The organism is Vibrio rhizosphaerae, from assembly GCF_024347095.1.
Taxonomy (GTDB): domain Bacteria; phylum Pseudomonadota; class Gammaproteobacteria; order Enterobacterales; family Vibrionaceae; genus Vibrio; species Vibrio rhizosphaerae.
On record NZ_AP024903.1, the window covers coordinates 1,870,167 to 1,895,532 of the forward strand.

At 48.8% G+C, this 25,366-nt stretch carries 22 protein-coding genes; 8 read left to right on the forward strand and 14 right to left on the reverse strand.

The annotated features are described in order from the left end of the window. Positions 1 to 33 precede the first annotated feature (33 nt). The 10 genes from OCV37_RS07970 to OCV37_RS08015 all read right to left on the reverse strand — a co-directional run bounded on the left by OCV37_RS07970 (position 34) and on the right by OCV37_RS08015 (position 12,221). Positions 34 to 1,923, reverse strand: a complete 1,890-nt coding sequence (locus OCV37_RS07970) for a propionyl-CoA synthetase (protein ID WP_038179842.1) — start codon at positions 1,921 to 1,923, stop codon at positions 34 to 36. A gap of 129 nt (positions 1,924 to 2,052) precedes the next feature. Continuing rightward, positions 2,053 to 3,504 carry a bifunctional 2-methylcitrate dehydratase/aconitate hydratase gene (locus OCV37_RS07975; protein ID WP_038179794.1) on the reverse strand — a complete coding sequence of 484 codons (1,452 nt, stop codon included), beginning with the start codon at positions 3,502 to 3,504 and terminating at the stop codon, positions 2,053 to 2,055. A gap of 14 nt (positions 3,505 to 3,518) precedes the next feature. Continuing rightward, the gene (prpC, locus tag OCV37_RS07980) at positions 3,519 to 4,646 is read right to left on the reverse strand and encodes a bifunctional 2-methylcitrate synthase/citrate synthase (RefSeq protein WP_038179793.1); all 1,128 of its coding nucleotides are present in this window, start codon (positions 4,644 to 4,646) and stop codon (positions 3,519 to 3,521) included. 107 nt (positions 4,647 to 4,753) lie between these two features. Continuing rightward, on the reverse strand, positions 4,754 to 5,650 hold the full coding sequence (gene prpB, locus OCV37_RS07985; RefSeq protein WP_038179792.1) for a methylisocitrate lyase: 897 nt from the start codon (positions 5,648 to 5,650) through the stop codon (positions 4,754 to 4,756). Continuing rightward, on the reverse strand, positions 5,647 to 6,363 hold the full coding sequence (locus tag OCV37_RS07990; RefSeq protein WP_051680447.1) for a GntR family transcriptional regulator: 717 nt from the start codon (positions 6,361 to 6,363) through the stop codon (positions 5,647 to 5,649). Before OCV37_RS07990 ends, prpB begins: the two co-directional genes overlap by 4 nt. Before the next feature lie 480 nt (positions 6,364 to 6,843). Further along, positions 6,844 to 7,416 carry a ribosomal protein S5-alanine N-acetyltransferase gene (rimJ, locus tag OCV37_RS07995; RefSeq protein WP_038179790.1) on the reverse strand — a complete coding sequence of 191 codons (573 nt, stop codon included), beginning with the start codon at positions 7,414 to 7,416 and terminating at the stop codon, positions 6,844 to 6,846. A gap of 77 nt (positions 7,417 to 7,493) precedes the next feature. Then, positions 7,494 to 9,041, reverse strand: coding sequence for a transcriptional regulator TyrR (gene tyrR / locus OCV37_RS08000; protein WP_038179839.1), 1,548 nt, complete (start codon positions 9,039 to 9,041; stop codon positions 7,494 to 7,496). A gap of 234 nt (positions 9,042 to 9,275) precedes the next feature. Further along, on the reverse strand, positions 9,276 to 10,322 hold the full coding sequence (locus OCV37_RS08005) for a YcjF family protein (RefSeq protein ID WP_038179788.1): 1,047 nt from the start codon (positions 10,320 to 10,322) through the stop codon (positions 9,276 to 9,278). Then, positions 10,319 to 11,713: a YcjX family GTP-binding protein gene (locus OCV37_RS08010; protein ID WP_038179786.1), complete on the reverse strand. Its 1,395-nt coding sequence runs from the start codon at positions 11,711 to 11,713 to the stop codon at positions 10,319 to 10,321. Before OCV37_RS08010 ends, OCV37_RS08005 begins: the two co-directional genes overlap by 4 nt. A 133-nt stretch (positions 11,714 to 11,846) precedes the next feature. Further along, a complete protein-coding gene (locus tag OCV37_RS08015; RefSeq protein WP_038179784.1) occupies positions 11,847 to 12,221 on the reverse strand; it encodes an MmcQ/YjbR family DNA-binding protein in 375 nt (124 codons plus the stop codon). Between the two features lie 135 nt (positions 12,222 to 12,356). On the opposite strand from OCV37_RS08015, the gene OCV37_RS08020 reads away from it, so the two are divergent. Then, positions 12,357 to 13,250 carry a DMT family transporter gene (locus OCV37_RS08020; RefSeq protein ID WP_038179782.1) on the forward strand — a complete coding sequence of 298 codons (894 nt, stop codon included), beginning with the start codon at positions 12,357 to 12,359 and terminating at the stop codon, positions 13,248 to 13,250. 147 nt (positions 13,251 to 13,397) lie between these two features. Then, positions 13,398 to 14,036 (forward strand): SRPBCC family protein, encoded by a 639-nt coding sequence (locus OCV37_RS08025; RefSeq protein ID WP_038179780.1) that lies wholly within the window; start codon positions 13,398 to 13,400, stop codon positions 14,034 to 14,036. A gap of 22 nt (positions 14,037 to 14,058) precedes the next feature. On the opposite strand, the gene OCV37_RS08030 is transcribed toward OCV37_RS08025, so the two are convergent. Beyond that, positions 14,059 to 14,253 carry a hypothetical protein gene (locus OCV37_RS08030; RefSeq protein WP_038179778.1) on the reverse strand — a complete coding sequence of 65 codons (195 nt, stop codon included), beginning with the start codon at positions 14,251 to 14,253 and terminating at the stop codon, positions 14,059 to 14,061. 343 nt (positions 14,254 to 14,596) lie between these two features. Here OCV37_RS08030 and OCV37_RS08035 point away from each other — a divergent pair, with 343 nt between their 5' ends. Beyond that, complete coding sequence (locus OCV37_RS08035; protein ID WP_038179776.1) at positions 14,597 to 15,307, forward strand: hypothetical protein; 711 nt, start codon at positions 14,597 to 14,599, stop codon at positions 15,305 to 15,307. A gap of 96 nt (positions 15,308 to 15,403) precedes the next feature. Here the strand turns inward: OCV37_RS08035 and OCV37_RS08040 are convergent, their stop codons facing one another. Continuing rightward, the gene (locus OCV37_RS08040) at positions 15,404 to 16,918 is read right to left on the reverse strand and encodes a fumarate hydratase (RefSeq protein WP_038179774.1); all 1,515 of its coding nucleotides are present in this window, start codon (positions 16,916 to 16,918) and stop codon (positions 15,404 to 15,406) included. A gap of 201 nt (positions 16,919 to 17,119) precedes the next feature. Here OCV37_RS08040 and pabB point away from each other — a divergent pair, with 201 nt between their 5' ends. From pabB to OCV37_RS08060, 4 genes are all read left to right on the forward strand, one after another. Then, positions 17,120 to 18,484 carry an aminodeoxychorismate synthase component I gene (gene pabB / locus OCV37_RS08045; protein ID WP_038179773.1) on the forward strand — a complete coding sequence of 455 codons (1,365 nt, stop codon included), beginning with the start codon at positions 17,120 to 17,122 and terminating at the stop codon, positions 18,482 to 18,484. Positions 18,485 to 18,505: 21 nt separating this feature from the next. Further along, positions 18,506 to 19,102, forward strand: coding sequence for a CoA pyrophosphatase (locus OCV37_RS08050; RefSeq protein ID WP_038179771.1), 597 nt, complete (start codon positions 18,506 to 18,508; stop codon positions 19,100 to 19,102). Between the two features lie 125 nt (positions 19,103 to 19,227). Beyond that, a complete protein-coding gene (locus OCV37_RS08055) occupies positions 19,228 to 19,755 on the forward strand; it encodes a hypothetical protein (RefSeq protein ID WP_038179768.1) in 528 nt (175 codons plus the stop codon). 192 nt (positions 19,756 to 19,947) lie between these two features. Then, positions 19,948 to 21,309, forward strand: coding sequence for an L-serine ammonia-lyase (locus tag OCV37_RS08060; protein WP_038179766.1), 1,362 nt, complete (start codon positions 19,948 to 19,950; stop codon positions 21,307 to 21,309). A gap of 150 nt (positions 21,310 to 21,459) precedes the next feature. Here the strand turns inward: OCV37_RS08060 and queD are convergent, their stop codons facing one another. Beyond that, on the reverse strand, positions 21,460 to 21,816 hold the full coding sequence (gene queD / locus OCV37_RS08065; RefSeq protein ID WP_038179763.1) for a 6-carboxytetrahydropterin synthase QueD: 357 nt from the start codon (positions 21,814 to 21,816) through the stop codon (positions 21,460 to 21,462). Positions 21,817 to 22,069: 253 nt separating this feature from the next. Next, positions 22,070 to 23,449, reverse strand: a complete 1,380-nt coding sequence (locus OCV37_RS08070) for an L-serine ammonia-lyase (RefSeq protein ID WP_038179761.1) — start codon at positions 23,447 to 23,449, stop codon at positions 22,070 to 22,072. Between the two features lie 475 nt (positions 23,450 to 23,924). Here OCV37_RS08070 and asnS point away from each other — a divergent pair, with 475 nt between their 5' ends. Further along, positions 23,925 to 25,325 (forward strand): asparagine--tRNA ligase, encoded by a 1,401-nt coding sequence (gene asnS / locus OCV37_RS08075; protein ID WP_038179759.1) that lies wholly within the window; start codon positions 23,925 to 23,927, stop codon positions 25,323 to 25,325. The last annotated feature ends 41 nt before the right edge of the window (positions 25,326 to 25,366 follow it).

Sequence of the window (25,366 nt, forward strand, 5' to 3'; positions counted from 1 at the left end):
CACTCTATCTTACCGGTGATATTTCACATCGTATTATGAGTTCTCATCACGTAATAATATCTGTTCAAGCTCAGACAGACTCAGTGGATCGTCAATGGTTGAAGGAACCGTATAGTTTTCCCCGTCAGCAATCTGCCGAATCACCCGGCGTAGAATCTTACCTGAACGCGTTTTGGGTAGCCGCTCAACCACAACCGCATGGTGAAAGCAGGCAATCGCTCCGATTTTGTCACGCACCTGTCCGACTAACTCAAGCTCTAACTGATGGGTATCGACCTTCATGCCATTTTTCAGCACCACCAAGCCCAACGGAAGCTGCCCCTTCAACTCATCATGTACCCCGACGACTGCACATTCTGCCACCGCCGGATGTGCGCCGACAACTTCCTCCATTTCTCCGGTCGATAACCGGTGACCGGCCACGTTAATCACATCATCGATTCGCCCCATGATAAACAGATACCCTTGTTCATCGACATATCCGCCGTCACCGGATACATAGTAACCGGGAAACTGACTGAGATAACCCGACTCAAACCGATCATGATTACGCCAAATCGTCGGCAGACAACCGGGCGGCAGCGGCCGCTTCAGAGCGACATAGCCTTGTTGACCACACACCTGAAGCTCACCTTGCTCATCGAGGATCTCGACCACATAACCCGGTGTTGCTTTGGTTGATGACCCCGGTTTGACCGGCATCGTTTCAATTCCTAACGGGTTACCGGCAATGGCCCAGCCGGTTTCCGTCTGCCACCAGTGATCGATCACCGGTTTATCCGTGTGGGACTGAACCCATTCCAGTGTCGGCGGATCAAGCCGTTCTCCGGCCATAAAGATCGCCTGCAATGACCGGAGCGCATCACGCCGGATATATGCTCCGTGCGGGTCTTCTTTTTTAATCGCTCTGAACGCCGTCGGTGCCGAAAAAAGCACATCGACATGGTACTGTTCACAAACTCGCCAAAATGCACCCGGATCCGGTGTCCGTACCGGTTTACCTTCATAAAGAATCGTCGTACAACCATGAATCAACGGCCCATAGACAATATAGGAGTGACCGACAACCCAGCCAACATCAGAGGCGGCCCAGAACACCCCGTCTTGCGGCATGTTGTAGATCGCAGACATCGAATACTTCATCGCGACAGCATGACCACCATTATCCCGCACCACACCTTTGGGTTTGCCCGTCGTTCCCGACGTATAAAGGATATATAACGGGTCGGTGGCCCGCACCGGCACGCACTCGTGCGGTATCGCGCCCTCAAACAGATGTTGCCAGTCCCGGTCTCTGGCTTGATTCAGCTCAGCCGAATGCGCCGGACGTTGTACGACAATAACATGTTCCGGTTTCCAGCGACTGTCCATAATCGCTTTATCAACCAGCGGCTTATAAGGAATAATTTTATTGAACTCGATCCCGCATGAGGCCGTGATCAGCACTTTCGGCTCGGCATCTTCGATTCTGACCGCCAACTCATTCGGCGCAAAACCACCGAATACGACCGAGTGAATCGCCCCCAGACGAGCACAAGCTAACATGGCCATCACCGCTTCTGGAATCATCGGCATGTACAGTACCACCCGATCACCTTTGGTGACGCCTTGAGCAGCCAACATGCCTGCGACACGCGCCACATCATCCCGTAACGCCTGATAATTCCACTGCTTTTGAATCCCCGTCGCCGGAGAATCATAAATCAACGCTGTCCGTTCACCCCGCCCTTGCTGACAGTGGTAGTCCAGTGCCATCCATGCAGTATTCATCACCCCATCAGAAAACCAGCGCTCGATCTGATGTTCATCGACACTCAGAATGGTTTGTGGTTTCTGGAACCAATCCAGTTTATCTGCCTGTTCACCCCAGAAGCTCTCTGGATAATCTTTGGCAAATTGATACTCTCGTTCATATGTAAGCATCATTTCCCCCATTGTCAGTGGCCGGTATCAGACCGATACCCGCGACTTTGGGAAGTTAATTTCACATCCGTTGTTGATCACCAATGCATTGATCTCGGATTCATTGGTCACGAATTAGTTGATCACCCATTAATTGATCACAAACAAGGCCATAAATTCATCAACCGGTGTCCGCTCCAGACGCGCCTGATCCAGACAGAGTGTCGTGATCGCTGCAACACGACTCTGAGGAAAACGGGTCTGTAAATTACGGATGAACTTTTGCTCGAGGATGGGAATCCCGGCTTCTCTGCGCCGGCGATGACCAATCGGATACGCCACCTCAACTTTTTCGGTACAGGAACCATCACGGAAGAAAACCTGAATGGCATTGGCGATCGAACGTTTATCAGATTCGAGATATTCGCGGCTATAACGCGGGTCTTCCTGAATCACCATTTTTTCCCGGAGCTGATCAATGCGCGGATCGCGCTGATGGAAACTGTCTTCATAGTATTCCGCCACTAAATCACCATACAGTAATGGTACGGCCGTCATATATTGCAGACAGTGGTCACGGTCGGCCGGGTTTGCCAGTTCACCCACTTTGGAGATGATGCGAATCGCCGACTCATGGGTTGTCATTTCAATACGATCAATATCGTCGATCCGATCCCGGACATGCGGATGTAATTGTACGGCACATTCCACTGCGGTCTGCGCATGAAATTCCGCCGGAAAGGATATCTTGAACAACACATTTTCCATCACATAACTGGAGAATGGTTGGGGGATCTCAAATGCTTTACCTTTAAACAGCACATCATAGTAGCCCCACTGCGGCGCGGAGAGAACGGTCGGGATCCCCATTTCGCCCTTCATGGTGATCATCGCCAGCCGAACCGCTCTGGAAGTCGCATCTCCGGCAGCCCAGGATTTGCGGGAACCGGCATTCGGTGCATGACGATAGGTTCGCAATGCCCCGCCATCGACCCAGGCCTGAGACAGTGCATCAATAATCTGTTGCCGACTGCCGCCAAGCATTTTTGTCACCACAGCGACGGAGGCAACACGTACCAAAAGTACGTGGTCTAGCCCGACCCGGTTAAAGCTATTGTTCAAGGCCAGAACACCTTGAATCTCATGGGCTTTGATCATCGCGGTTAACACATCTTTCATCACCAGTGGCGGCTTTCCTTGAGAGACGGCGACGCGGCTCAGATAATCGGCGGTGGCAAGAATGGCTCCCAGATTATCGGAGGGATGGCCCCATTCGGCAGCCAGCCATGTGTCATTGAAATCCAGCCAGCGAATCATGCACCCAATGTTAAAGGCGGCGGTGACCGGATCCAGTTCATGGGAGGTCCCCGGCACCCGGGCACCATTGACAACGGTCGTTCCCGGCACGGTCGGACCTAAATGCTTGGTACATTCAGGAAAACGTAATGCGAGCAAGCCACAGCCCAGCGTATCGATCAGGCAATTGCGTGCGGTCTGATATGCTTCAGGTGACGTGATGGGCTGCTGATCGACATAATCGGCAATTTGTACCAAGAGTTCATCGGGTTGTTGCCGTTGATTAAAATCTACATTCTGACTCATGAGTCTGTCCTTGGTTAACGCTGTTCAATCGGAATCCAATGCTGATGTTCCGGGCCTTGATAATCGGCACTCGGACGAATAATCCGGTTATTGTCCCGCTGTTCGAAAACATGAGCGGCCCAACCGGTCAAACGACTGATGACAAAAATCGGCGTAAACAGTGGCGTCGGAATTCCCATAAAGTGATAAGCGGAAGCATGATAAAAGTCGGCATTGCAAAACAGTCCTTTCTCCCGTTTCATCACAGCTTCTACCCGCTCTGAAACGGCATACAGGTGGCGATCTCCGACTTGTTGAGAAAGACGTTGCGCCCACTGTTTAATCAATGCATTACGGGGGTCACATTCCCGATAAACGGCATGCCCGAACCCCATGATTTTTTCTTTCCGGGCCAGTTTTTCCAATAAACCGGCTTCTGCCTGTTCAGGAGTCTGCCACTGTGAAATCATCGCCATTGCCGCTTCATTGGCACCGCCATGCAACGGACCGCGAAGCGTGCCAATCGCTCCCGTAATACAGGAGTGGAGATCCGATAGCGTCGAAGCACACACCCGGGCATTGAATGTAGAGGCATTGAATTCATGCTCAGCATATAAAATCAGGGAACAATGCATCGCTTGACGAGATAGCTCATCGGGTTCGCGGTCCGACAGCATCTTCAGAAAGTAGCCCCCGATCGATGCTTCACACCGATCTTCCGTATTGATTCGCACCCCATCGTGACTAAAACGATACCAGTAGCAGATGATCGCCGGGAAGCAGGCTAATAGTCGTTCAGTGGCGGATAATTGTTGTGAAAAGTCAGTCTCAGGCTCAAGATTACCCAGTACCGAGCAGCCGGTGCGCATCACATCCATCGGATGAGTTTCGGCGGGTAAACGCTCTAAAACGTCTTTGAGTACCTGCGGCAATCCGCGTAACTGCATCAGGTGGGTGGTGTAGGCATCCAACTCTTGTTGGTTTGGCAGCTTACCTTTCAGTAGCAGGTACGCCACTTCTTCAAACTGCGCATGATTGGCAAGATCTGTAATATCGTAACCCCGGTAGGTTAACCCGGTTCCGGTTTTACCGACAGTACATAAAGCAGTCGTGCCAGCACTCTGCCCCCGCAACCCTGCGCCTCCCAATTGCTTGTTTGGCATGTTGAGCTCCTTATGTTCCCTGCCGCTGCTCTCTGACGGATAATTATTGTCCCCGCACGGGGCCATGATTCAGTCGGCCGGGTTAATTTCACGTGATGGATATAAATTTACGGATGCCGGTCAGAAAACAGCTGATCCAGCTTGTCCTCATAAGTGTGATAATTCAGATAGTCATACAGCGCCTGTCTGGTCTGCATCTGCGGCAGTAAGGCCTGCTGATTGCCGGTTGTGAGCAGATGTTGATACACCATTTCTGCCGCTTGATTCATGGCCCGGAATGCACTCAACGGATAAAGCACCATACTCACTTTTGCCCCGGCTAATACGTCGCAGTCATACAGTGGTGTCTGGCCAAATTCGGTGATATTCGCCAAAATCGGAATCGGTCTGCCTGCGGCATCTTCCAGTGCCGTCGCGAACTGTTCATATTGCCCCAGTTCGACCATCGCTTCGGGGAAAATCATATCGGCACCGGCTTCAACACAAGCGATCGCCCGTTCAATCGCCTTTTCCATCCCCTCAACGGCTAAAGCATCGGTTCGCGCCATGATGACAAAATCATCATCGGTACGCGCATCCACTGCGGCCTTAATTCTGTCGGCCATCTCATCACAGCTGACTATCGCTTTATTGGGGCGATGCCCGCATCGTTTTTGCAGCACTTGGTCTTCAATATGAACTGCCGCGGCCCCTGCTTTTTCCATCGCCCGGATGGTTCTGGCAATGCTGAACGCGCCGCCGAATCCGGTATCGATATCCACCAGCAGCGGTAAATCACTTGCATTGGTAATCCGTTCAACATCGACCAACACATCATTGAGTGTCGTGATCCCGAGATCGGGCACTCCGTAAGATGCATTGGCAACACCGCCACCGGAAAGATAAATCGCCTGATGTCCGATTTGTTGCGCCATCATGGCACAATACGGATTAATCGTACCGACGATTTTCAACGGCTGGTTGTCCCTGACGGCGGCTCTGAATTTGTTACCCGGACTCTTCATGATGGTTCTCCCTGTTCGGACAGCATATGGACTTCAATCAGTTTCCGACTGCCCGCGATATGACGCCGCATCAACATTTCCGCCAACTCCTCATCCCCTTCCCGGATTGCCTTCAGGATAAACTGGTGCTCCCCGAGCGCTTCTTCGGGCTGACTGTGAGCACGGGGCGATTGATAACGAAACATGCGTAATAGATGGTACAACTCATCACACAATAGTCGGATAAGCTGTTGATTACGGCTGGCTTTGATAATGCAATAATGGAAATCGAAGTCGCCATGCTGATGAAAATAGGATGCACCTTCGATGTGACTGAGATGTTGCGCATGTTTTTCTAACAGTGCTTCTAAATTGATCAACTCCGCCGGAGTCATATATCGGGCAGCAAGTCGGGCGGCCATGCCTTCGAGGGCTTCCCGCACCGCATACAGCTCAATCAATTTTTCATAAGACAGTGCAATCACTCTCGCCCCGACATGCGGGATCCGTTCGATCAGGCCAAGCCCTTCCAGTCGCATTAATGCTTCCCGCAATGGGCCACGGCTCACCTGAAACTGGCGGGCAAGGCTGGGTTCGGAGATTTTACTGCCGGGGGCAATCTCACCCTGAACAATCGCTTCAATCAAATAATCCGTCAGATGTTCTGATTTGGTATTGTCTTTCTCTGGCTGAATTAAATCGGTCGCTTGATCCACTGTTATCTCGCTTTTGATGAGGTCTTTTAACTGAACATGCCTAAAAAATAGCCGAATCACGGACCTGAGCGCAAGCAAATTGTTGACAATTTAGACTAATGTCTAACCATTATTATTTGATACAAAAATAACGAGATGCATAAATTAAATAAAAACAATAAGATAATTTTAAGCAAACACACACCCGCTAAAAATTGTCAACAATATAACCGAATTCATCGACTTTATATGCATATCGACATCACGGACAGGTCAGGTACCGATCAAGTCAATCGTTACTGGTGTGAATGGATATGAGTGGATATGAATGATGCGAAAAAATGAAACTGAGAGCTGTGCAATACAAAATTTGACTGACCGCAAGAGATGGTCTTGATTGCTCTGTTATGGTCAATACCCAACAGAGCAAAGGAGGGATAAAAAATCGCTGAAAATAAACAACGCTGAACCATGATATGTTCCTGCATGCTCAACAATCCAGCGATCACTCAATGGGGGTCAGGCGGCGGGTTTAGCTTTCCAGTCAGGATTAATCAATGAGGTCAGGTAGTGATCTTCCCACTGACCATTAATCAACAGAAAATCTTTCATCTCTCCTTCATACTGAAACCCGAGCCGCTTCAGCACAGCTTCACTGCGTTGATTTCGCGGCATGTATGTTGCGCAGATCCGGTGCATGTGCTGCGCTTCAAACATAAACCGACAAGCCATGGTTAATGCCCGGGTCATAATCCCTTTGCCCTGTGCACTTTCAGCCAATGAATAACCGACATAGCAGCTATGAACCGGAAACCGTGAAATTTGGCTAAATGAGATCGTTCCGACCATTTCATCGGTAGACATATCGAAAATCAGCAGATAAAACCCAAGCGCCATCGTTTCTAATTCCCGGAGTTTAATCAGACGCTGTGCCCAGCCTTGCTCAAGAAAGAATTCCTCGTCCCGCTTCGGCTCCCACGGTGTCAGGTAGCGACGGTTCACATTGAAATACCGGGCAATCGTTCTGGCATCATCAATACGGGCCGAACGAAGCACGATATCACCATCGACATCATAGACTTGTTTATACATAAATTATTTCGCGTCCTTGTTGCTTGTCGCTCCGGGAGAGTCCGCCTCAATCCAAGGCAATTGCTATCCCGAAGCGATTAATGTTTCCGAATATCGTAATCCCGCAATTTATTGGCAATTGAGGTATGAGAGACATTCAATCGTTTTGCCAGCTTGCGACTTGAAGGGAATGACTGATAGAGCCGCTCTAACACTTTGGCTTCATAGTCTTTCATGATGTCATCCAGAGAACCATCGAGGTTCACCAGTCCGATTCCGCCATTGACGGCTTCCACACCGGGCAGATGGAAATAGTCGATTTTTAACTCGTCATCCGGCATTTCAGTCAAGGCTCTTAGCACCATATTATCCAACTGGCGCATGTTACCGGGCCACTGATAGTGGGACAGCTGTTCAATGAGTGATTCATCGTAGTGAGGTTTGGCCATTCCCATATGGCGGACATGCTTGGCAATAAAGAGTTCCAGCAATGGCTGCACATCACTGGGCCGGTCACGCAGTGGCGGAATCGACAAGGTCAGCACATTCAAGCGATAAAACAGGTCTTCACGGAACTTATCCGATTCGGCCAAAGTCGCCAGATTATGTCGCGTTGAAGCGATCACCCGGACATCAACGTGAATTTCATGTTCTTCGCCGACCCGGCGGAATGTCCCATCCTGAAGAAAACGTAAAAGCTTAATCTGAAGATGTGCGCTCATTTCACCGATTTCATCAAGAAACACGGTGCCACCATTCGCCTGCTCAAAAATGCCCTTGTGCCCTTCACGATGATTGAAAGACCCCGGGGCATGACCGAATAATTCAGTTTCGGCGACATCATCCGGCATCGACGCACAGCTCACCACCAGAAATGGTCTCGATGAACGTTCCGAACGATTATGACAAGCTTTCGCCAGCATTTCTTTGCCGGTACCGGTCTCGCCTTCAATCAGCAAAGGTTGGTCCAGCATTGCCAGTTTTTTTGCCTGATTGATCAGATGCTTATGTCGGTTGGAAATTCCGACGAAATGTTCAAATCCCAGCTCACTGTGAATCGGTAATTGTGGATATTGTATCTCATGATGGAGCTGTCTCGCCCGTAGGATCACCATAGCGCTGGCCAGAATGGACTCCTTCGACTCACTCTGAATGTAAACAGGCATGATTTCTAATACATAGTCCAGACCATTCAGCACAATGTCCTCGCGCTGACGGGATTTACTCCCCTCAAGCCAACGGGCAAAATTAAAGGCATGAACCAAGGTTGAAATGGCATGACCGATGACTTCGTTTTGCGACTTATTCAGCAATGATAAAGCGGCATGGTTGGCCGTATCGACAAAGCCTTTTAAATCAATAGCCAACACGGCATCCGGTAGGTTATTCAGCAGTGAAACCAATTCCGTGTTATGTCGTTCCATTGGCATAAACTGAATTTTCCGGACATCTTTCACGCCTGAAATCATCCGAATTTGAGCCATCAGTTCACTAAACGTCGCGAAATCAATATCCGGGCAATTCAGATAAATAATGCCGGAAATATCAATTTCAATCCCTCTTAAATCGATATTTCTGGAGACCAGAATATCCAGCAACTCTCGGGTCAAGCCGAGCCGGTCTTCACAAAAGACTTCTAGACGCACAAAAAGCAACCCAAATGTGTAAGGAAAAGTTGACAGTAGTTTCTATCAACACTGAATCTCCGTCAAGTGACAAACATGCCCCGATAAAGATCGATGCATAAATATCACAATTTCAAGGGAGGCTTCCTGATTACATCGCTTGTCGATCAACCGAATGCAAGGTATGACCAATCATAAAATGACCATCCGGGCACGACCGGGATGGTCATCAATCGATCGGATCGTATGATTTGATTAAGGCTTTTTCACCAGTGCAAGCACTCTCGAAACAATCGCTTTTCTGACACGGGTCAGTTTCGCTTTCCGCTCAGGAACCCATGGCAATGGCCGCAGTAGTGTGACCGCCTGAAGTCCTAGACGTGCGGTAAGAATCCCAACCCCGACCCCTTGCCCGGCCCGGGCTGATATTTTTCCGGCCAGTCCTGCCGAAAGCAGGTCGGTTCCGGCATCAATGGCAATTTCACTGGCACCGGCAGCGGCCATGTTGACAAACATGGTTCGCAATAACCGGATCCGTGACCAATAACCCAGCCGCACGCCGTACAAATCAGACAGCCGGTTAATCATCGCCAGATTACGCCACGCCACCAACAACATATCGGTGATCGCCAACGGGCTGACCGCAACGAGTGCAGCAGATTCAGTGGCATAGCGGGAAATCAGCTGGATCGCTTTGTCATCAAGATGCTTGAGGACAAAGACATCAAATAAGGCCAAAACTTCCCCATCGTTGTACGCTGCATTCAGATGCTTTTCCCATTCAGCCACATGCTGAGATTCAATCGCCGGCGCTGAACCATTCGAGCCCGCCTCATCAATCATTTTACGGCATAATTCCGTCGCCTGACCGACACGCTGTGACTGAATCAAGGCTTCGGCTTCCGCTTGGCGAGTGAAGTGTTTTCGCAATGAGCGCAGCGTGAACCACTCTTTCAGCAACTGGCTGAGGCCAACGCCGGCGATCGCTGTCACCAGCGCCGCCCATCCCAGTGTTAACCATTCACCGTTCTGATATGCCGCCGTAATCGTGTCAACAGCTTGCCAACCGACGAGACCAATAAAAGCACTGCCACTCAGTCGCCAGAACCAAGGGGATTGATTCCGGGGCCGAATCACTGTGTCGAGATCGACGTCATCTGATTCAGTCAGTAACGATGGTGACACCGATTCAGGTGTAAATGTGGCCTCATCAAACTGCTGTTGCGCCAACAGCGATGCGGTTTTGTCATGTGAGGATTCCAAATCTTGTTGAAAGACTCGTTTCGGTTGATAAGGTGTCATCGCAATTTATCTCCGATTAAATACTCCAGTACCGTATCCAGACGAATATGAGGAAGCGGCTGCCGGGAGTCAGATATCTGTGGGCGGAATTCGGTAAAATCAAACTGCTGTGATTGCCAAAATGCCGGGGATGGGAGTTTGTCCGGGACTTCTCCCGGGAACAGGGTGACATTGTCTCCGCTAAGTGTCGTCCCCTGAATCGCGTGCATACGCCCTTCCGGTGCTGAGATATATCCAGCTTGTGTCGCCTGAACAGACGCTAAAGTCATACATTCCATCGCCACATTGTCATAAGCGACATCCTGCCAGACCGGCTGAATCATCTGATTCAGCAAATGCAGCAAATGGACATGTTGGTCCGGTGTCACATGATCGGCCTTGGTGGCAGCAAACAGCACCTTATCGATTTTTGGGGAAAACAGCCGGGACAACAAACCACTCCGGCCATATTTAAAGCTTTGCAACAGCTGTACCAACGCATGTTGCATATCGACAAATGCATCATGTCCGGCGTTAAGCGGACTCAGGCAATCCACCAACACCACTTGACGATCAAACGTGGAAAAATATTCCCGGTAAAAGTGGCGCACCACCTTGGTCTGATACTCGTGGTAACGCGCTTTGAGCATGTCATAGTTGGTGATATGCCGTTGTGACCGTGAACGCCGAGCCCCCTGTTCCTCGGGCGGGAAACACGGAAAGAACTGCAAGACCGGCGCACCGGCCAGTTCTCCCGGTAAAACAAAACGCCCCGGCTGTACCCAGTGAAATCCTTCCGCTTTACAACGGTGCAGGTACGTGGTGTATATGGTTGCAATGTCTGCCAGTCGTTGCTCATCGGCTTCGGCATTCAGATCCAGAGCCTGACTCTGTTCCAGCCACGCCTCAGCCAACGCATTTCTGTGACCGCTGAGCTGTTGAATCTGCTGTGCTGACCACTGTTCATAGCTCATCTCTAATAACGGTAAATCGAGTAGCCACTCTCCCGGGTAGTCGATCAAATCAATCGACAATGTCAGCGACTTACCCAGAAGACGTTTACTTCGTTTTGCCGGTCGGTATTTAACCGCAACTCTTGTTTCGCTGACATCCCGGGTAGGCTCCGGCCAAAACGGAGGCTGGTGCTGAATCGCAGAGATCGCCTTTTCATAGTCAAAGCGAGAGACCATCAAATTGCGTTGCGGAATCCGTTTGGTGCCGATAATACGTTGTTGTTGACTCGCAGCCAGAAAAGGCAAATGGCGATGTGTCGAAAGATACTGAATTTGATTGAGCAATGAGGTGATAAAAGCCGTTTTTCCGGCCCGCGACAATCCTGTGACCGCGATTTTGATATTCGCGTCCAACCCTCGCTGAATCAATTCCGAAACATCCTGACCAATCTGTCGCATCGATACCACCTTTATTCTTTTAAGCGATTGTTGCAAATCATGCCTGTTCGTCATTGGCGTCAATCCTCATGAACGACAATTCTCATGAACGACAATGACAGACCCAAGCCATCTAAAATACAGTGCTGAACAATCAGGATGACGGGGACTGGTTCAGTCCGAGCGCCCGTTGCATGCGTTGACTCAGCCCCAATGAAACGATTCGGTAAGACTCGGTCAGATAATAACGCAACGCTTCATCCGTTTCGGCTGTACTGTGATCATGCTGTATCCACTTCATCCCGCGGGAAGCAAAGTAAGGCGCAGGTCTGTATCCCGGATGCTCGCTTAAAAAATCAAAATTCAGCACCGAGGTCTTAAACGTAAACGCCGGCTGCCCCTCGCGATTCAAACTCCCGATGGCGAACACCTTCCCACCGATCTTCCAGACATGAGAATGGTGCCACTGCACCACATAAGTCGTCGCAGGTAATGCATGACAGAATGCATTGTACTCATCTAAAGTCATAAAAAATACATCTCAAACTGAACAGCTATCCATTGGCGATCAACCAGCAAAAAGAGAGACAAATCACGCTAACCAAGCTAAAATGCGATGTCTCTCTTTTGTCCAATCTTCTGACCAATATAAGCTGTTATAAAAATGAAATCATCCCAACAACCGATTTTTCCCATCGGTGTCCGATTTATGTTTCTGTCTGCTTTAGGATTTGCCCTGATGACGGCATGTGTCAAATCAGCCAGTCAGTATGGCATTCCCGTTTTCGAGATTGTTGCTGCCCGGGCACTGGTTTCTCTGGTCATCAGTTATGCCGATGTCAAACGTAAAAAAATTTCCGTCTGGGGCCACAATAAACCGCTGCTGTTTGCACGCGGCGCTGTCGGTACGGTCGCACTGATGTGCGTCTATTATTCCGTGACCACCCTGCCTCTGGCTGAAGCAACCATTTTACAGTATATCCATCCGGTATTTACCGCCCTGTTAGCAGTGTTTTTCTTGAAAGAACGGGTTCAGCCGGCCACGATCATCTGTATTGTGACCTGCCTGCTCGGACTTTACTTTATCTTACAGTCCGATATGTCTTCCGCGTCGTCGACCCCGCTCCCTTTATTGAGTGTCGCATTCGCGCTCATGGGGGCACTCGGCAGTTCTGTAGCTTATGTTATTGTCAAAAAACTGAGTCCGACCGAAGACAGCTCAGTCATTATTTTTTATTTCCCGCTGGTTGCACTGCCAATCGCATCTTTACTCATTGGTGATGATTTTGTCTGGCCTGATTTTAATCTCACTATTTTGCTGATTTTAGTCGGTGTGTTCACACAGGTGGGGCAATACGGGCTGACCAAAGCGATGCAAACACAAGATGCAGGCCGAGCCTCCGCATTTGCGTATGTACAAATCGTCATTTCTGTCTTGCTCGGTATCGCGGTGTTTGATGAAATTCCATCGCTCTGGACGTTGATCGGCGGCATCCTCATTGTTTCCGGTGCGCTGATTAATCTGTTCGGACAGCGTCTCAGACTCGCTCGGTGCTGATCGTCATTGCAGCAAAAAACATCGATGCGTTGCCAACAATATCCTTGTGAGGGGAATATGAATTTTTCCCCTCGCTAACGGGTGACAGCATCGCTATGATGGTAACACGAAGCGGAGGATATCCCTCAGGATCATCAAGGACATCTTATGAGATTGATTGCCCTGGCTGTGTTGTTACTGAACCTACCCACATTCACTCATGCAACAGAATCAGCGACAGCGACATGGTCCATCTATAAAGAGCATGGCAACGTCAGAGTATACAGTCACAAAACGGCAGCCGACCATCTGGAAGTCAAAGCTGTCGCCGTTGTTCAAGCCATTCCCGGTGCATTAGTTGCCTTATTGCATGATGCACAACGTGGTCCCGAATGGATTGCCAACTGCCGCCGTGTCGTGATTGAAACTAAGTCCGACCATGAACGAATCATCCATGTTTATTACAGTGCGCCTTGGCCTGTTGAAGATCGGGACATGGTCATTGATTCCGTCATTCACTATGATCCGCAAGCCCGAAAAATCACGATTAGCGTACAAGATGTGGGTGAGCAATACCCTCTTGAACGCGGTTATGTGCGCATGAAACATGTGAGTGGAGAATGGCAAGCCATTCAACTGAATCACCAGCAGACTCAGATCTCGTATCAAGGTCAGGGCAGTGCTGCTGGTCATATGCCGCTATGGCTGGAAAATAAACTCTTGTTGAGCTCGACTTATGAAACGTTCCTCAATATGGCGGCGGTGATCGAAGAAGCCGTCTATCAGATCCCGCCCCCTCATCCATGAGGCTCAGACACAAATCCAATCACTAGCCAAGCCATAACCGGTCATGGGATGTTGCGGAGGGTGCTGAAACAGACACCTGTTCAGAGATCTGCTCTTGTTCTTGTGACTCATCATCGTCAGCAGAAGAAAACAGATAGGTCAGAAATCCGACGCTCGCCATATAGAGACTGGCAGCAATAATCGCGGCAATCAGGATGATTTTTTTTAACCACTGCATGGTTATTCTCGTAAAATAAAAATCGGTAGCAAACCATACCAAACTGGATAAAAATTGAAAGTGTTTCGTCATGTCAGACAACGATACGACACAGATTTTATGAAAAACCTGTCACAATCTGTCACATAGCCAGCCACCAATAGTCCATCTTATTGACACTGCTCATTTTATAATTAAATCATAGGTATTTTCACTGAACAGATATTGATATATAGATGATAAAATCCCTGAGCATATTGATGAGTACAATAAATAACGAGTACTACAACACTCTTTAATCAATAGATGATCCAACATCGTTCTTCCGAAAATTACGAAGTTATTATTTAACGGAATATAAAAAATGAAAAAAATAATTGGCAGTACCATATTAATCGTCTCACTCGTTGGCTGCGGTGGCTCCGATGGGGATGGTAAAAACGCCCTCGTCAATTACCAGTCCAATGGTTCAGGATTCAGTGATATCACCGATGGCTTCGATATCACCGTTCACTTATATAATCTGTTGGATGAAGACAAGATAGAAAAAGACCATGCCACGATCACATTCGACATTAACAATAATTCCACATTTGATGATGGCGATATTCGGATTAAAGTCGGCAATACATCAGGCATCCCCAATGTTTACTATGAGACGGGCTGGACTGTCGGTGACTTTATTGTCGAATATAACAAAGCCGGAACGATCTTGTCCGTACGGCCAAACAGCGGTGTTATTGTGGGCGGGAGTAATATTCTGACCAACGATATTGGCTCAGTCTCCTACAGACTCACCACATTCAACGATACGTTTGTCAGTAATCATCTGATATTCAGAATCAACCGGGCCTTTACTTCAAGCGATGCAGACGCCCCGCTGGTCAAACAAAGTCTGAATAAAATTTCCAGTGCGACCCCATTTAATATTGAATTCAGTGATGGCGTCAGCAGTGCAGATTATATTCCCGGTAAAGATGTATTCAGCCAAGGTACATTTACCGATAGCAAAGATGATTACACTGGTAATAATAATCAAGTGGATCTGAAGTCAATCAATATCAGCAATATCTGACCATTCCGATGTGAGTGATATATCTTGAAACAGGGTTCTCCCCCGAAAAAAAGCCTCTGTTTAGTTCAGAGGCTTTTTTTGCTGACAGCAAAGTGTTTATTGCTCGGCTTCTGCGATTTTCACTTTCCAGACATCCGGACCGGTCTGGTGCGCATTGACACCATGTGAATCAACCGCCACAGTCACCGGCATATCTTCGACTTCAAATTCGTAGATGGCTTCCATCCCTAGGTCTTCGAATGCCACAACCCGCGCTTTCTTAATCGCTTTTGCCACTAAGTAAGCGGCACCACCGACGGCCATCAGATAGACCGCCTGATGGTTTTTGATCGATTCAACCGTAGCAGCACCGCGCTCAGCTTTACCAATCATACCCATCACGCCGACATCTTCCAGCATCATATCCGTGAACTTGTCCATCCGTGTTGAGGTTGTCGGCCCTGCCGGCCCGACGACTTCATCACCCACGGCATCAACCGGCCCGACGTAATAGATAAACTTACCTTTCAGATCCACCCCGTCCGGCAAACCTTCCCCATTGCTTAACATGGTTTGAATCCGTTTATGGGCCGCATCGCGTCCGGTCAGAATTTTGCCGGACAACAGCAGGGTTTCGCCACTCTTCCATTGACGGACATCTTCTTTGGTCACCTGATCAAGATTCACACGACGTGTATTTTCACCGGCTTCCCATGTAATATCCGGCCAGTCTTCCAATTTTGGTGGCACAAACTCAGCCGGTCCGTTGCCATCTAATGTGAAATGGATATGACGCGTTGCCGCACAGTTCGGAATCAGACAAACCGGCTTCGATGCCGCATGAGTCGGGGCAGTTTTGATCTTCACATCAACAACGGTGGTTAATCCGCCTAAACCTTGCGCACCAATACCTAAACGATTCACCCGGTTGAAGATATCCAGACGCAACTCTTCTTCGGCATTTTGCGGGCCGCGATCAATCAGCTCTTGAATATCAATATGTTCCATCAGGGATTCTTTGGCCAGTACAGCCGCTTTCTCTGCCGTCCCACCGATACCGATGCCCAGCATACCCGGCGGACACCAGCCAGCGCCCATCGCGGGGAGTGTTTTTTCAACCCATTCAGCAATATCATCTGACGGATTGAGCATCACCATTTTCGTTTTGTTTTCAGAACCACCGCCTTTGGCAGCAATCTGGATTTCAACCTGATCACCGGGAACCATATTGATATGAACAACAGCCGGTGTGTTGTCACGGCTGTTGATCCGTTTTCCCGCAGGATCGTGCAATACAGAGGCCCGAAGTGGATTTTCCGGATTGGTATATGCCTGACGAACCCCTTCATCAACCATTTGCTGAACGGTCATATCACCTTCCCACTGAACATTCATACCGATATTGACAAAACACGTCACAATACCGGTATCCTGACAGATCGGACGATGCCCTTCCGCAGCCATGCGCGAATTAATCAGAATTTGAGCGATCGCATCTTTCGCAGCCTGACTTTCTTCGCGGTCATAGGCTTTCTTTAACGCCTGAACAAAATCAAGCGGATGGTAATAAGAGATATACTGAAGCGCATCAGCCACACTACTGATGACATCTTCTTTTCGAATTAGCGTCATTGCTTACCTCATTTTATTTATGCTTCCGGAGTCATTTCAGGCGACAGAATATGAGACTGTCGCGCATCAAAAACTGTCATTTACCGGAGATTTCACGGGCTTATATTACTTATAGTTACTGCTTTTTATGATACTCTTGGTTGCACCAACAAGCTATGCGACGATCGGACTTTTCGTCACAGTTTATACAAATGAACAACCATGAAGAATGCAACTGACCGAGATATTGAACACAAATCACTCATCTATCACCCCCGGCTCGCTATCGAGTATTTTGCTCGTATTGAGCATCTGCCTTGGTCGATGTTACTGCGTTCTCCGGCAGAACATGTCGATAGTCGCTACGATATTCTTGTTGCCCGGCCCGTTGCCACGTTAAAGACATACGGCGCGGTGACCGAGATTCAAACTGAAGACGGTCAAACCGAATCCCCCGATGATCCGTTTGAGCTGTTGACACGCTACCAAAATCAATATCTCCCTGCGCTCGATGAAATAACCGTCTTCCCTTTCGTTGGCGGCGCGCTGGGTTATTTTGCCTATGATTTGGGGCGGCGTATCGAGCAATTACCCGCACAGGCGGTGCAGGACATCCCCCTGCCGGAAATGGCCGTGGGTATTTATACTTGGGCACTGGTTGTTGATCATCAGCAGCAAACGGCAGCATTGGTTGGGATCGGAACAGACGCGGCTGAGCAATGGCTCGATGCACAGCAAACCACAGAACAGTCCCCGTTTCATTTGACGTCAGACTGGCAAGCCAACATGACTGAGCATGAGTACCACGATAAAATCAACGCAATTCATGACTATCTGGGTGCCGGTGACTGCTATCAAGTCAACCTGACGCAACGTTTCCAAGCTGGTTATACGGGCAGTGAATGGCAAGCCTATCAACGACTGGAACATGAAAATCGTGCACCGTTTTCGGCTTACCTTCGGATTGAAGACGGGGTCATTTTAAGTATTTCTCCGGAGCGTTTTCTACACTATAAAGTGCCGGTAATTGAGACCAAACCGATTAAGGGAACGATGCCTCGCAGCGCTGATCAAGCCCTTGACCAGCAGTATGCGCAGACCTTAGCCGCATCGGAAAAAAATCAGTCCGAGAACCTGATGATTGTCGATTTATTACGCAACGATATTGGCCGGGTGGCAAAACCGGGCAGTGTCCATGTTCCCCATTTATTCGCGATTGAAAGTTTTCCGGCGGTTCACCATTTGGTCAGTACCATCAAAGCCGAGTTGGATGCACGTTATACATCAGCAGATTTGCTGCGCGCCTGTTTTCCGGGCGGATCGATTACCGGAGCTCCGAAAATCCGGGCGATGGAAATCATCGAAGAACTGGAACCTCAGCGCAGAAGTGTGTATTGCGGCAGTATCGGCTATATCAGCCGTGATGGTCAGATGGATACCAGCATTACGATTCGTACCCTGATTGCGACCAACCAGCAACTTTACGTCTGGGCCGGTGGCGGTATCGTCGCCGATAGTGAACCTGCCAGCGAATATCAGGAAACATTCGATAAACTGAGTCGAATATTACCGGTCTTATCGTCATAATCTGCCATTACGAGACTAAAAATGCACCTGACCCGAACAACCATCTTAAGAGATTTTCAACTCCGTCAACCCAGCGACTATGCCTCAGAATCGTTGTCGCGGACCAGACATCTTTCCGGGCAAAACTTACGCAAAGCCGCGGTATTGGTTGCTTTCGTTGAACGTCCCACCGGATTAAATGTCATTTTTACCAAACGTGCGGCACATCTGAAACATCACCCGAGTCAGGTCAGCTTTCCCGGCGGCAAATGTGAACAGTGGGATGAATCAGTCTACGCAACCGCGCTGCGGGAAGCACATGAAGAGATCGGTCTGACTCAACAGCAAGTTGAATTAATTGGCTGCCTGCCGGAATTAAAAACCGTCAGCCGCTTTTCCGTGACACCGGTTGTGGCGTTTGCCTCTCCCCACTACCAAGTCACCATCGATCCCAATGAAGTTGCAGAAGTCTTTGAAGTTCCGGCGGATTATTTACTCCATCCCCGAAATCTTCACCATGCCACATTTGTCCTGAAAAATGCCCGCCACCGGGTATTTGCGATCCCTTACCAACGGCATTTTATCTGGGGGGCGACGGCTCAGATCGTTCATGCTCTACAAAAACAACTCATCATTTGATCTCTAGTAGAAATCAAGGCGCATATATAGTATAAACTGCGGCACATCAATAAGTTACCTATCACACTTTCATTTTTGGAAAGCATGATTAAACTCATTTAATCCAGATAATTGGAAATCGCCCCATGAACAACAAGTATGTTTTACTGCTCCTGTTATGTTTTGCCTCACTCGATGCCAATGCAGCCGAAGAGAACAATGCCAATGAAGAAAAAGGCACGTATTACATGGGATATCTGCATGAAAATATCAACCAGAGCGGTGTTTTTGAACTTGGCGTCCGAGTCCCGACTTCGCAGTTTACGGAATTGAACGTCGCAGCCATGTGGTTTGCCCACGATCAAAACCTTTATGAAGGCGTTAACGCAGGCATGAACCTCACGACTGGCACACCGTTTTTAAAAGGCTACGTGGGTGCCGGCGTTTTTGCCGGACAGAATAAAATGTGCGATAGACAATATAACAATACCAGCAATCGCTATGATTACACCGATTGTGATGCAGATCTGACCGTCGGGGTTTATCCTGAGGTTGGCGTCGAACTATCGCTGTTCAATCTCAAACTGGCAACCTACGCCCGCTACTATCGAACGGCAAACAGCGGTAAGAATGAATACCAGATGTATGGCGCATATATCGGGCTGAGTTTTTAGCATTTTGAGGCCGTTCATATATCCTAAAAATAACCGCAGATTAAGTAGATTATCAGTTGTGCAGACCCGAGGAGTCATGTACTCTCCCACCGCAATTTCATCCTGCCCAGACCGAGTTGCTTTGCGTCATACAGGATGAAATGATCATTTACTGTTGTTTGTTAATATAAGCTGTTTGTGAGTAAGCCATCTATGATTAGTGTTTTTGACATTTTTAAAATCGGCATAGGGCCATCAAGCTCTCATACGGTAGGGCCAATGAAGGCCGGAAAACAGTTCATTGACGAGCTATACCAGAAAGCAATTTTACCCAATGTGACCAAGATTACGGTTGATGTTTACGGCTCTCTGTCACTGACAGGGAAAGGCCACCAAACCGACACTGCAACCATTCTCGGACTGGCTGGGTATAGCCCGGAGTCTGTAGAAATCGATCAGATTCCCCACTTTATCCGTCAGGTCGAACAGACGGAAAAACTCCCGATCACCTGCTATGACCATCAGGTTGATTTCCTCAAAGCGGATGGCATGACGTTTCATACCAGTAATCTGTCTCTGCATGAGAACGGGATGAAAATTCACGCTTGGCAGAACGATGAACGACTCTACTCCAAGACCTATTATTCAATCGGCGGTGGGTTCATTGTCGATGAAGAAAACTTTGGCCTGTCGATCGAATCCTCTGACGAAGTTCCTTACCCTTATATCAGTGCCTCAGAATTGGTAAGTCAGTGCCGTGAATCGGGCTTATCTATCAGTACACTGGTGTTAGAAAATGAGAAAGCACTGCGAAGCGAAGAAGAGATTCATGCGCATCTGAGCAAAGTCTGGCAGACCATGAAAGACTGTATCGCCAGAGGCATGAAAACCGAAGGCATTCTGCCCGGGCCCTTACGCGTCCCTCGCCGTTCAGCAGCGCTCAACCAGCAGCTGCAAACATCAGAGCGGACGTCGAACGATCCGATGGCGGTCATTGACTGGGTCAACATGTATGCGTTTGCCGTCAATGAAGAAAACGCTGCCGGCGGGCGCGTCGTTACCGCACCAACCAATGGTGCTTGCGGTATCGTCCCTGCGGTACTGGCCTACTACGATAAGTTTATTCAGACCGTACATGAACAAGATTACATTCGCTATCTGGCAACCACCGGCGCTATCGGCGGGCTCTACAAACGTAATGCATCGATATCCGGTGCAGAAGTCGGTTGCCAAGGCGAAGTGGGTGTCGCCTGTTCAATGGCCGCAGCAGGTCTGGCCGAGCTATTGGGCGGTAGTCCGGAACAAGTGTGCATGGCGGCAGAAATTGCGATGGAGCATAACCTCGGTCTGACTTGTGACCCGGTTGCGGGTCAGGTTCAAGTTCCGTGTATCGAAAGAAACGGGATTGCTGCGGTGAAGGCCATCAATGCCACACGGATGGCACTACGACGTTCTTCTGCGCCCCGGGTTTCTCTCGATAAGGTCATCGAGACCATGCTTGAAACCGGCAAAGATATGAATGCCAAATATCGCGAAACCTCACAAGGTGGTCTGGCCGTCAAAGTAACTTGCTAAGCCAAAGGTAACTGACTTAAACAAAGCGGCTTGCCAAGATATGGCAAGCCAACACCAGACACCGAGCTGCCCCCGAATGACGCATCCATGAAAAACGCCCTTTATCATAAGGGCGTTTTTCGTCAGACGCTCTCATCTATTCGCTAGCAGTTACTCGCCGCGATAAACACATCCTGCCGTACAGGTTTCTTTCACTTCGATCTGACTGAGCAACGGCAGATTTGGTTTCAATTCGTGCCAAATCCAGCGCGCAATGACTTCGCTGGTCGGGTTCTCCAACCCTTCTATCTCATTCAGATAATAGTGATCGAGGCGTTGATAAATGGGTTTAAATGCAGCCTTAATTTCGGCAAAATCAATCACCCAACCCGTTTGAGGATCAACCTCTCCCTCCACGGAAACTCGGACCAGAAAAGAGTGCCCATGAAGACGTCCACATTTGTGGCCTTCAGGAACATAAGGCAGATGATGGGCGGCTTCAAATGTAAACTCTTTATATATGATCATCTTAAACTCTATAAATATCAATAACTTAAAATAAAAACAAGCAAGTTATTATACGCGAAAACGCGCTCTTGTCACATGCTAAGTTGATCAAACTAATATAATCGTCAGTTGATGCCGTTCAGGGTTCAAAATCCCCTTTCATGCATATCATGATTGATAGACTCGGATAAAACGGGCTGCGACATGGCAGCCCTGACAGGTATCACCTGCATCGATGATGGAAAGTGAATCTTCAGCCGTCGCGTGCAATGGCTTAACAGTCTACTGCGTTGACCGCCAATCCGCCACGAGATGTTTCTTTATATTTATCCTGCATATCCCGCCCCGTGTCTCTCATTGTGCGGATCACTTTATCAAGAGAAATAAAATGCTCTCCGTTACCACGTAACGCCATATTGGCGGCATTGATGGATTTCACCGCTGCAATTGCATTGCGTTCAATGCAGGGGACTTGAACCAATCCTCCGACGGGATCGCAGGTTAGCCCCAGATTATGCTCCAGAGCGATTTCAGCAGCATTTTCTACTTGCCCCGGAGTACCACCAAGCACCTCCGTCAGTCCAGCAGCAGCCATAGCGCTGGCAGACCCCACTTCCCCCTGACATCCGACTTCGGCACCGGATATCGAAGCATTCATTTTACACAAAGCCCCTATCGCACTGGCTGCCAGAAAATACTGATGAACATCTTCTGCCTTGGCCTTCGGATGAAAGCGCATGTGATACATCAATACTGCGGGCATAATCCCTGCGGCACCATTTGTCGGAGCTGTTACCATCCGCCCACCGGCAGCATTTTCCTCATTGACCGCCAACGCATACAGATTGACCCAGTCCATACCACTCAATGAGCTGTATATCACATTGTCATTACCGGTTTGGGTCAAAGAACGATATAAAGCGGCCGCTCGTCTCTTCACCTGAAGTCCTCCGGGCAAAATCCCTTCCTGAGCGATCCCATTGGCAATACATGCCTGCATCACTTGCCACAACTGAGCAATCCCTGCATTGATTTCCGGTAACGTTCGCCAGGATAGCTCATTTTTCATCACCAACTCACTGATCCGTAGTTTGTGCTGATGACAAATCTCAAGTAACGCTTTCGCTGTCGTAAACTCGTAAGGGAGTGCAATCTGTGGTGTGACATATTCCGCCTGCTGAATGGACGCGTCATCCAACACAAACCCACCACCGACCGAGTAATAAGTATTGTCGGTCACAACCGTCTGATCCCGACTGTAAGCCGCCAGATACATCGCGTTAGGGTGATACGGTAAGGTTTCATCCATAAACTGTAAATCGGTATGCCAGTCGAAGGTAATCGTCTTCTGTTTCGCCAGCTGTAATGTGCCTGTATCGATCGTCGCTTGGATGGTCGGTTCAATTGTCGAGGGATCCATGGTATCCGGTTGATATCCCATCAGTCCCATGACGACAGCTTTATCAGTACGATGGCCGATCCCCGTAGCACTGAGCGAGCCATATAATTTTATTTCAACCCGTTCAACACGCTCCAACAGTTGCTGACTCACCAGCGCTTCAGCAAAGAGGCTGGCGGCCCGCATCGGACCGACCGTGTGAGAGCTGGACGGCCCTATCCCGATTTTAAACAGATCAAATACGCTGATACTCATGACTCGCTCCTACAAAAGTCCGGGCCTTATTGAATACTGAATGATTCGCGGTGCAGACCATGACGGCCCCCGTTAAAACGCCCCCTGACCACGGATATCGACAAGACAGGGAATAAAGTCAACCCATGATAAGTTCTTTATCCCTATTTTATAGCAGAGGGCGAGACAACTTGCTGCCGCTCTGTCATGGTTCGGTCAGTCTATGCGTGCATGACTGACCATGAGGATAGAAACCTTCCCCCGCTAAGATTGCACAAAGTTCATCCATTATCGTCCAAGATGTCTTAAAAATGTCATCAAAGGATACGCTTCTCCGGCTTTCTTGACCCTAAACCATTCAAGAGTCACTAATTTTAGTGTATTGTTAAGAGATACTGGTGCTGGAGAACGCTGACTGTCAGAAACCGTCCCCAACACTTTCTGCATAACTTTTTGATTTGTAATAATTAATTAACTAAAGGATACAAACACTACTATGACGTACGCGCCTGTTGTTGACGTATTAAGCGGCAAGCTTGCAGTTGACAGTGAAGTGACTGTCCGCGGCTGGATCCGTACACGTCGTGATTCCAAAGCCGGAATTTCGTTTCTCGCCATTTATGACGGCTCTTGTTTCGACCCGATTCAGGCCGTGGTCCCGAATAATCTCAATAATTACAATGACGAAGTTTTAAAGCTGACAACCGGCTGTTCCGTTGAAGTCACCGGTCAGATTGTGGCATCTCCGGCACAAGGTCAGGATTTTGAACTGGCAGCAACAGCCGTCAAAGTCGTTGGATGGGTCGAAGATGCGGACACTTATCCGATGGCGAAAACGCGCCACTCGATTGAATACCTGCGCGAAGTGGCTCACCTGCGTCCTCGAACCAATGTGATTGGTGCGGTTGCTCGCGTGCGAAACTGTCTTTCTCAGGCCATTCACCGTTTCTATCATGAACAGGGCTTTTTCTGGGTTTCAACACCATTGATTACAGCCGCTGACTGTGAAGGTGCCGGTGAAATGTTCCGGGTTTCAACACTGGATCTGACCAACCTGCCGCTGACTGAGCAAGGTCATGTAGACTTTAATGAAGATTTCTTCGGCAAAGAGACATTTCTGACCGTTTCAGGTCAGTTAAACGGTGAAACCTATGCTTGTGCCCTGAGCAAAATCTACACGTTTGGGCCGACATTCCGTGCTGAAAACTCAAACACCAGCCGCCACTTAGCAGAGTTCTGGATGGTGGAGCCCGAAGTGGCCTTTGCTGAGCTGGATGATATCGCCAAACTTGCAGAAGACATGCTGAAGTATGTCTTTAAAGCCGTGCTTGAAGAGCGACGTGATGATCTGGAATTCTTTGCCCAAAGAATTGATAAAGAGGTGATTAGTCGTCTTGAAAACTTTGTCGAGTCAGATTTCGCACAGGTTGATTACACCGATGCAATTCAAATCCTGCTCGATTCCGGTAAGGAGTTTGAGTTCCCGGTTGAATGGGGCATCGATATGTCTTCGGAACATGAACGCTATCTGGCGGAAGAGCACTTCAAAGCACCCGTGGTTGTGAAAAACTATCCGAAAGATATCAAAGCATTTTATATGCGGATGAATAATGACGGTAAAACCGTTGCTGCAATGGATGTGCTTGCACCGGGAATCGGTGAGATTATCGGCGGTTCTCAGCGTGAAGAGCGTTTGGATATTCTTGATCAGCGGATGCTCGATATGGGCATCGAACCGGAAAGTATGAACTGGTATCGTGACTTACGCCGTTACGGCACTGTTCCTCATTCAGGATTCGGTCTCGGCTTCGAACGGTTGGTCTCTTATGTCACAGGTATGGGTAACATCCGCGATGTGATTCCATTCCCGAGAACCCCGCGTTCAGCGAACTTCTAATCCGAAACAAGTTGGTATCGGAAATTACATCAGCCCGAAAA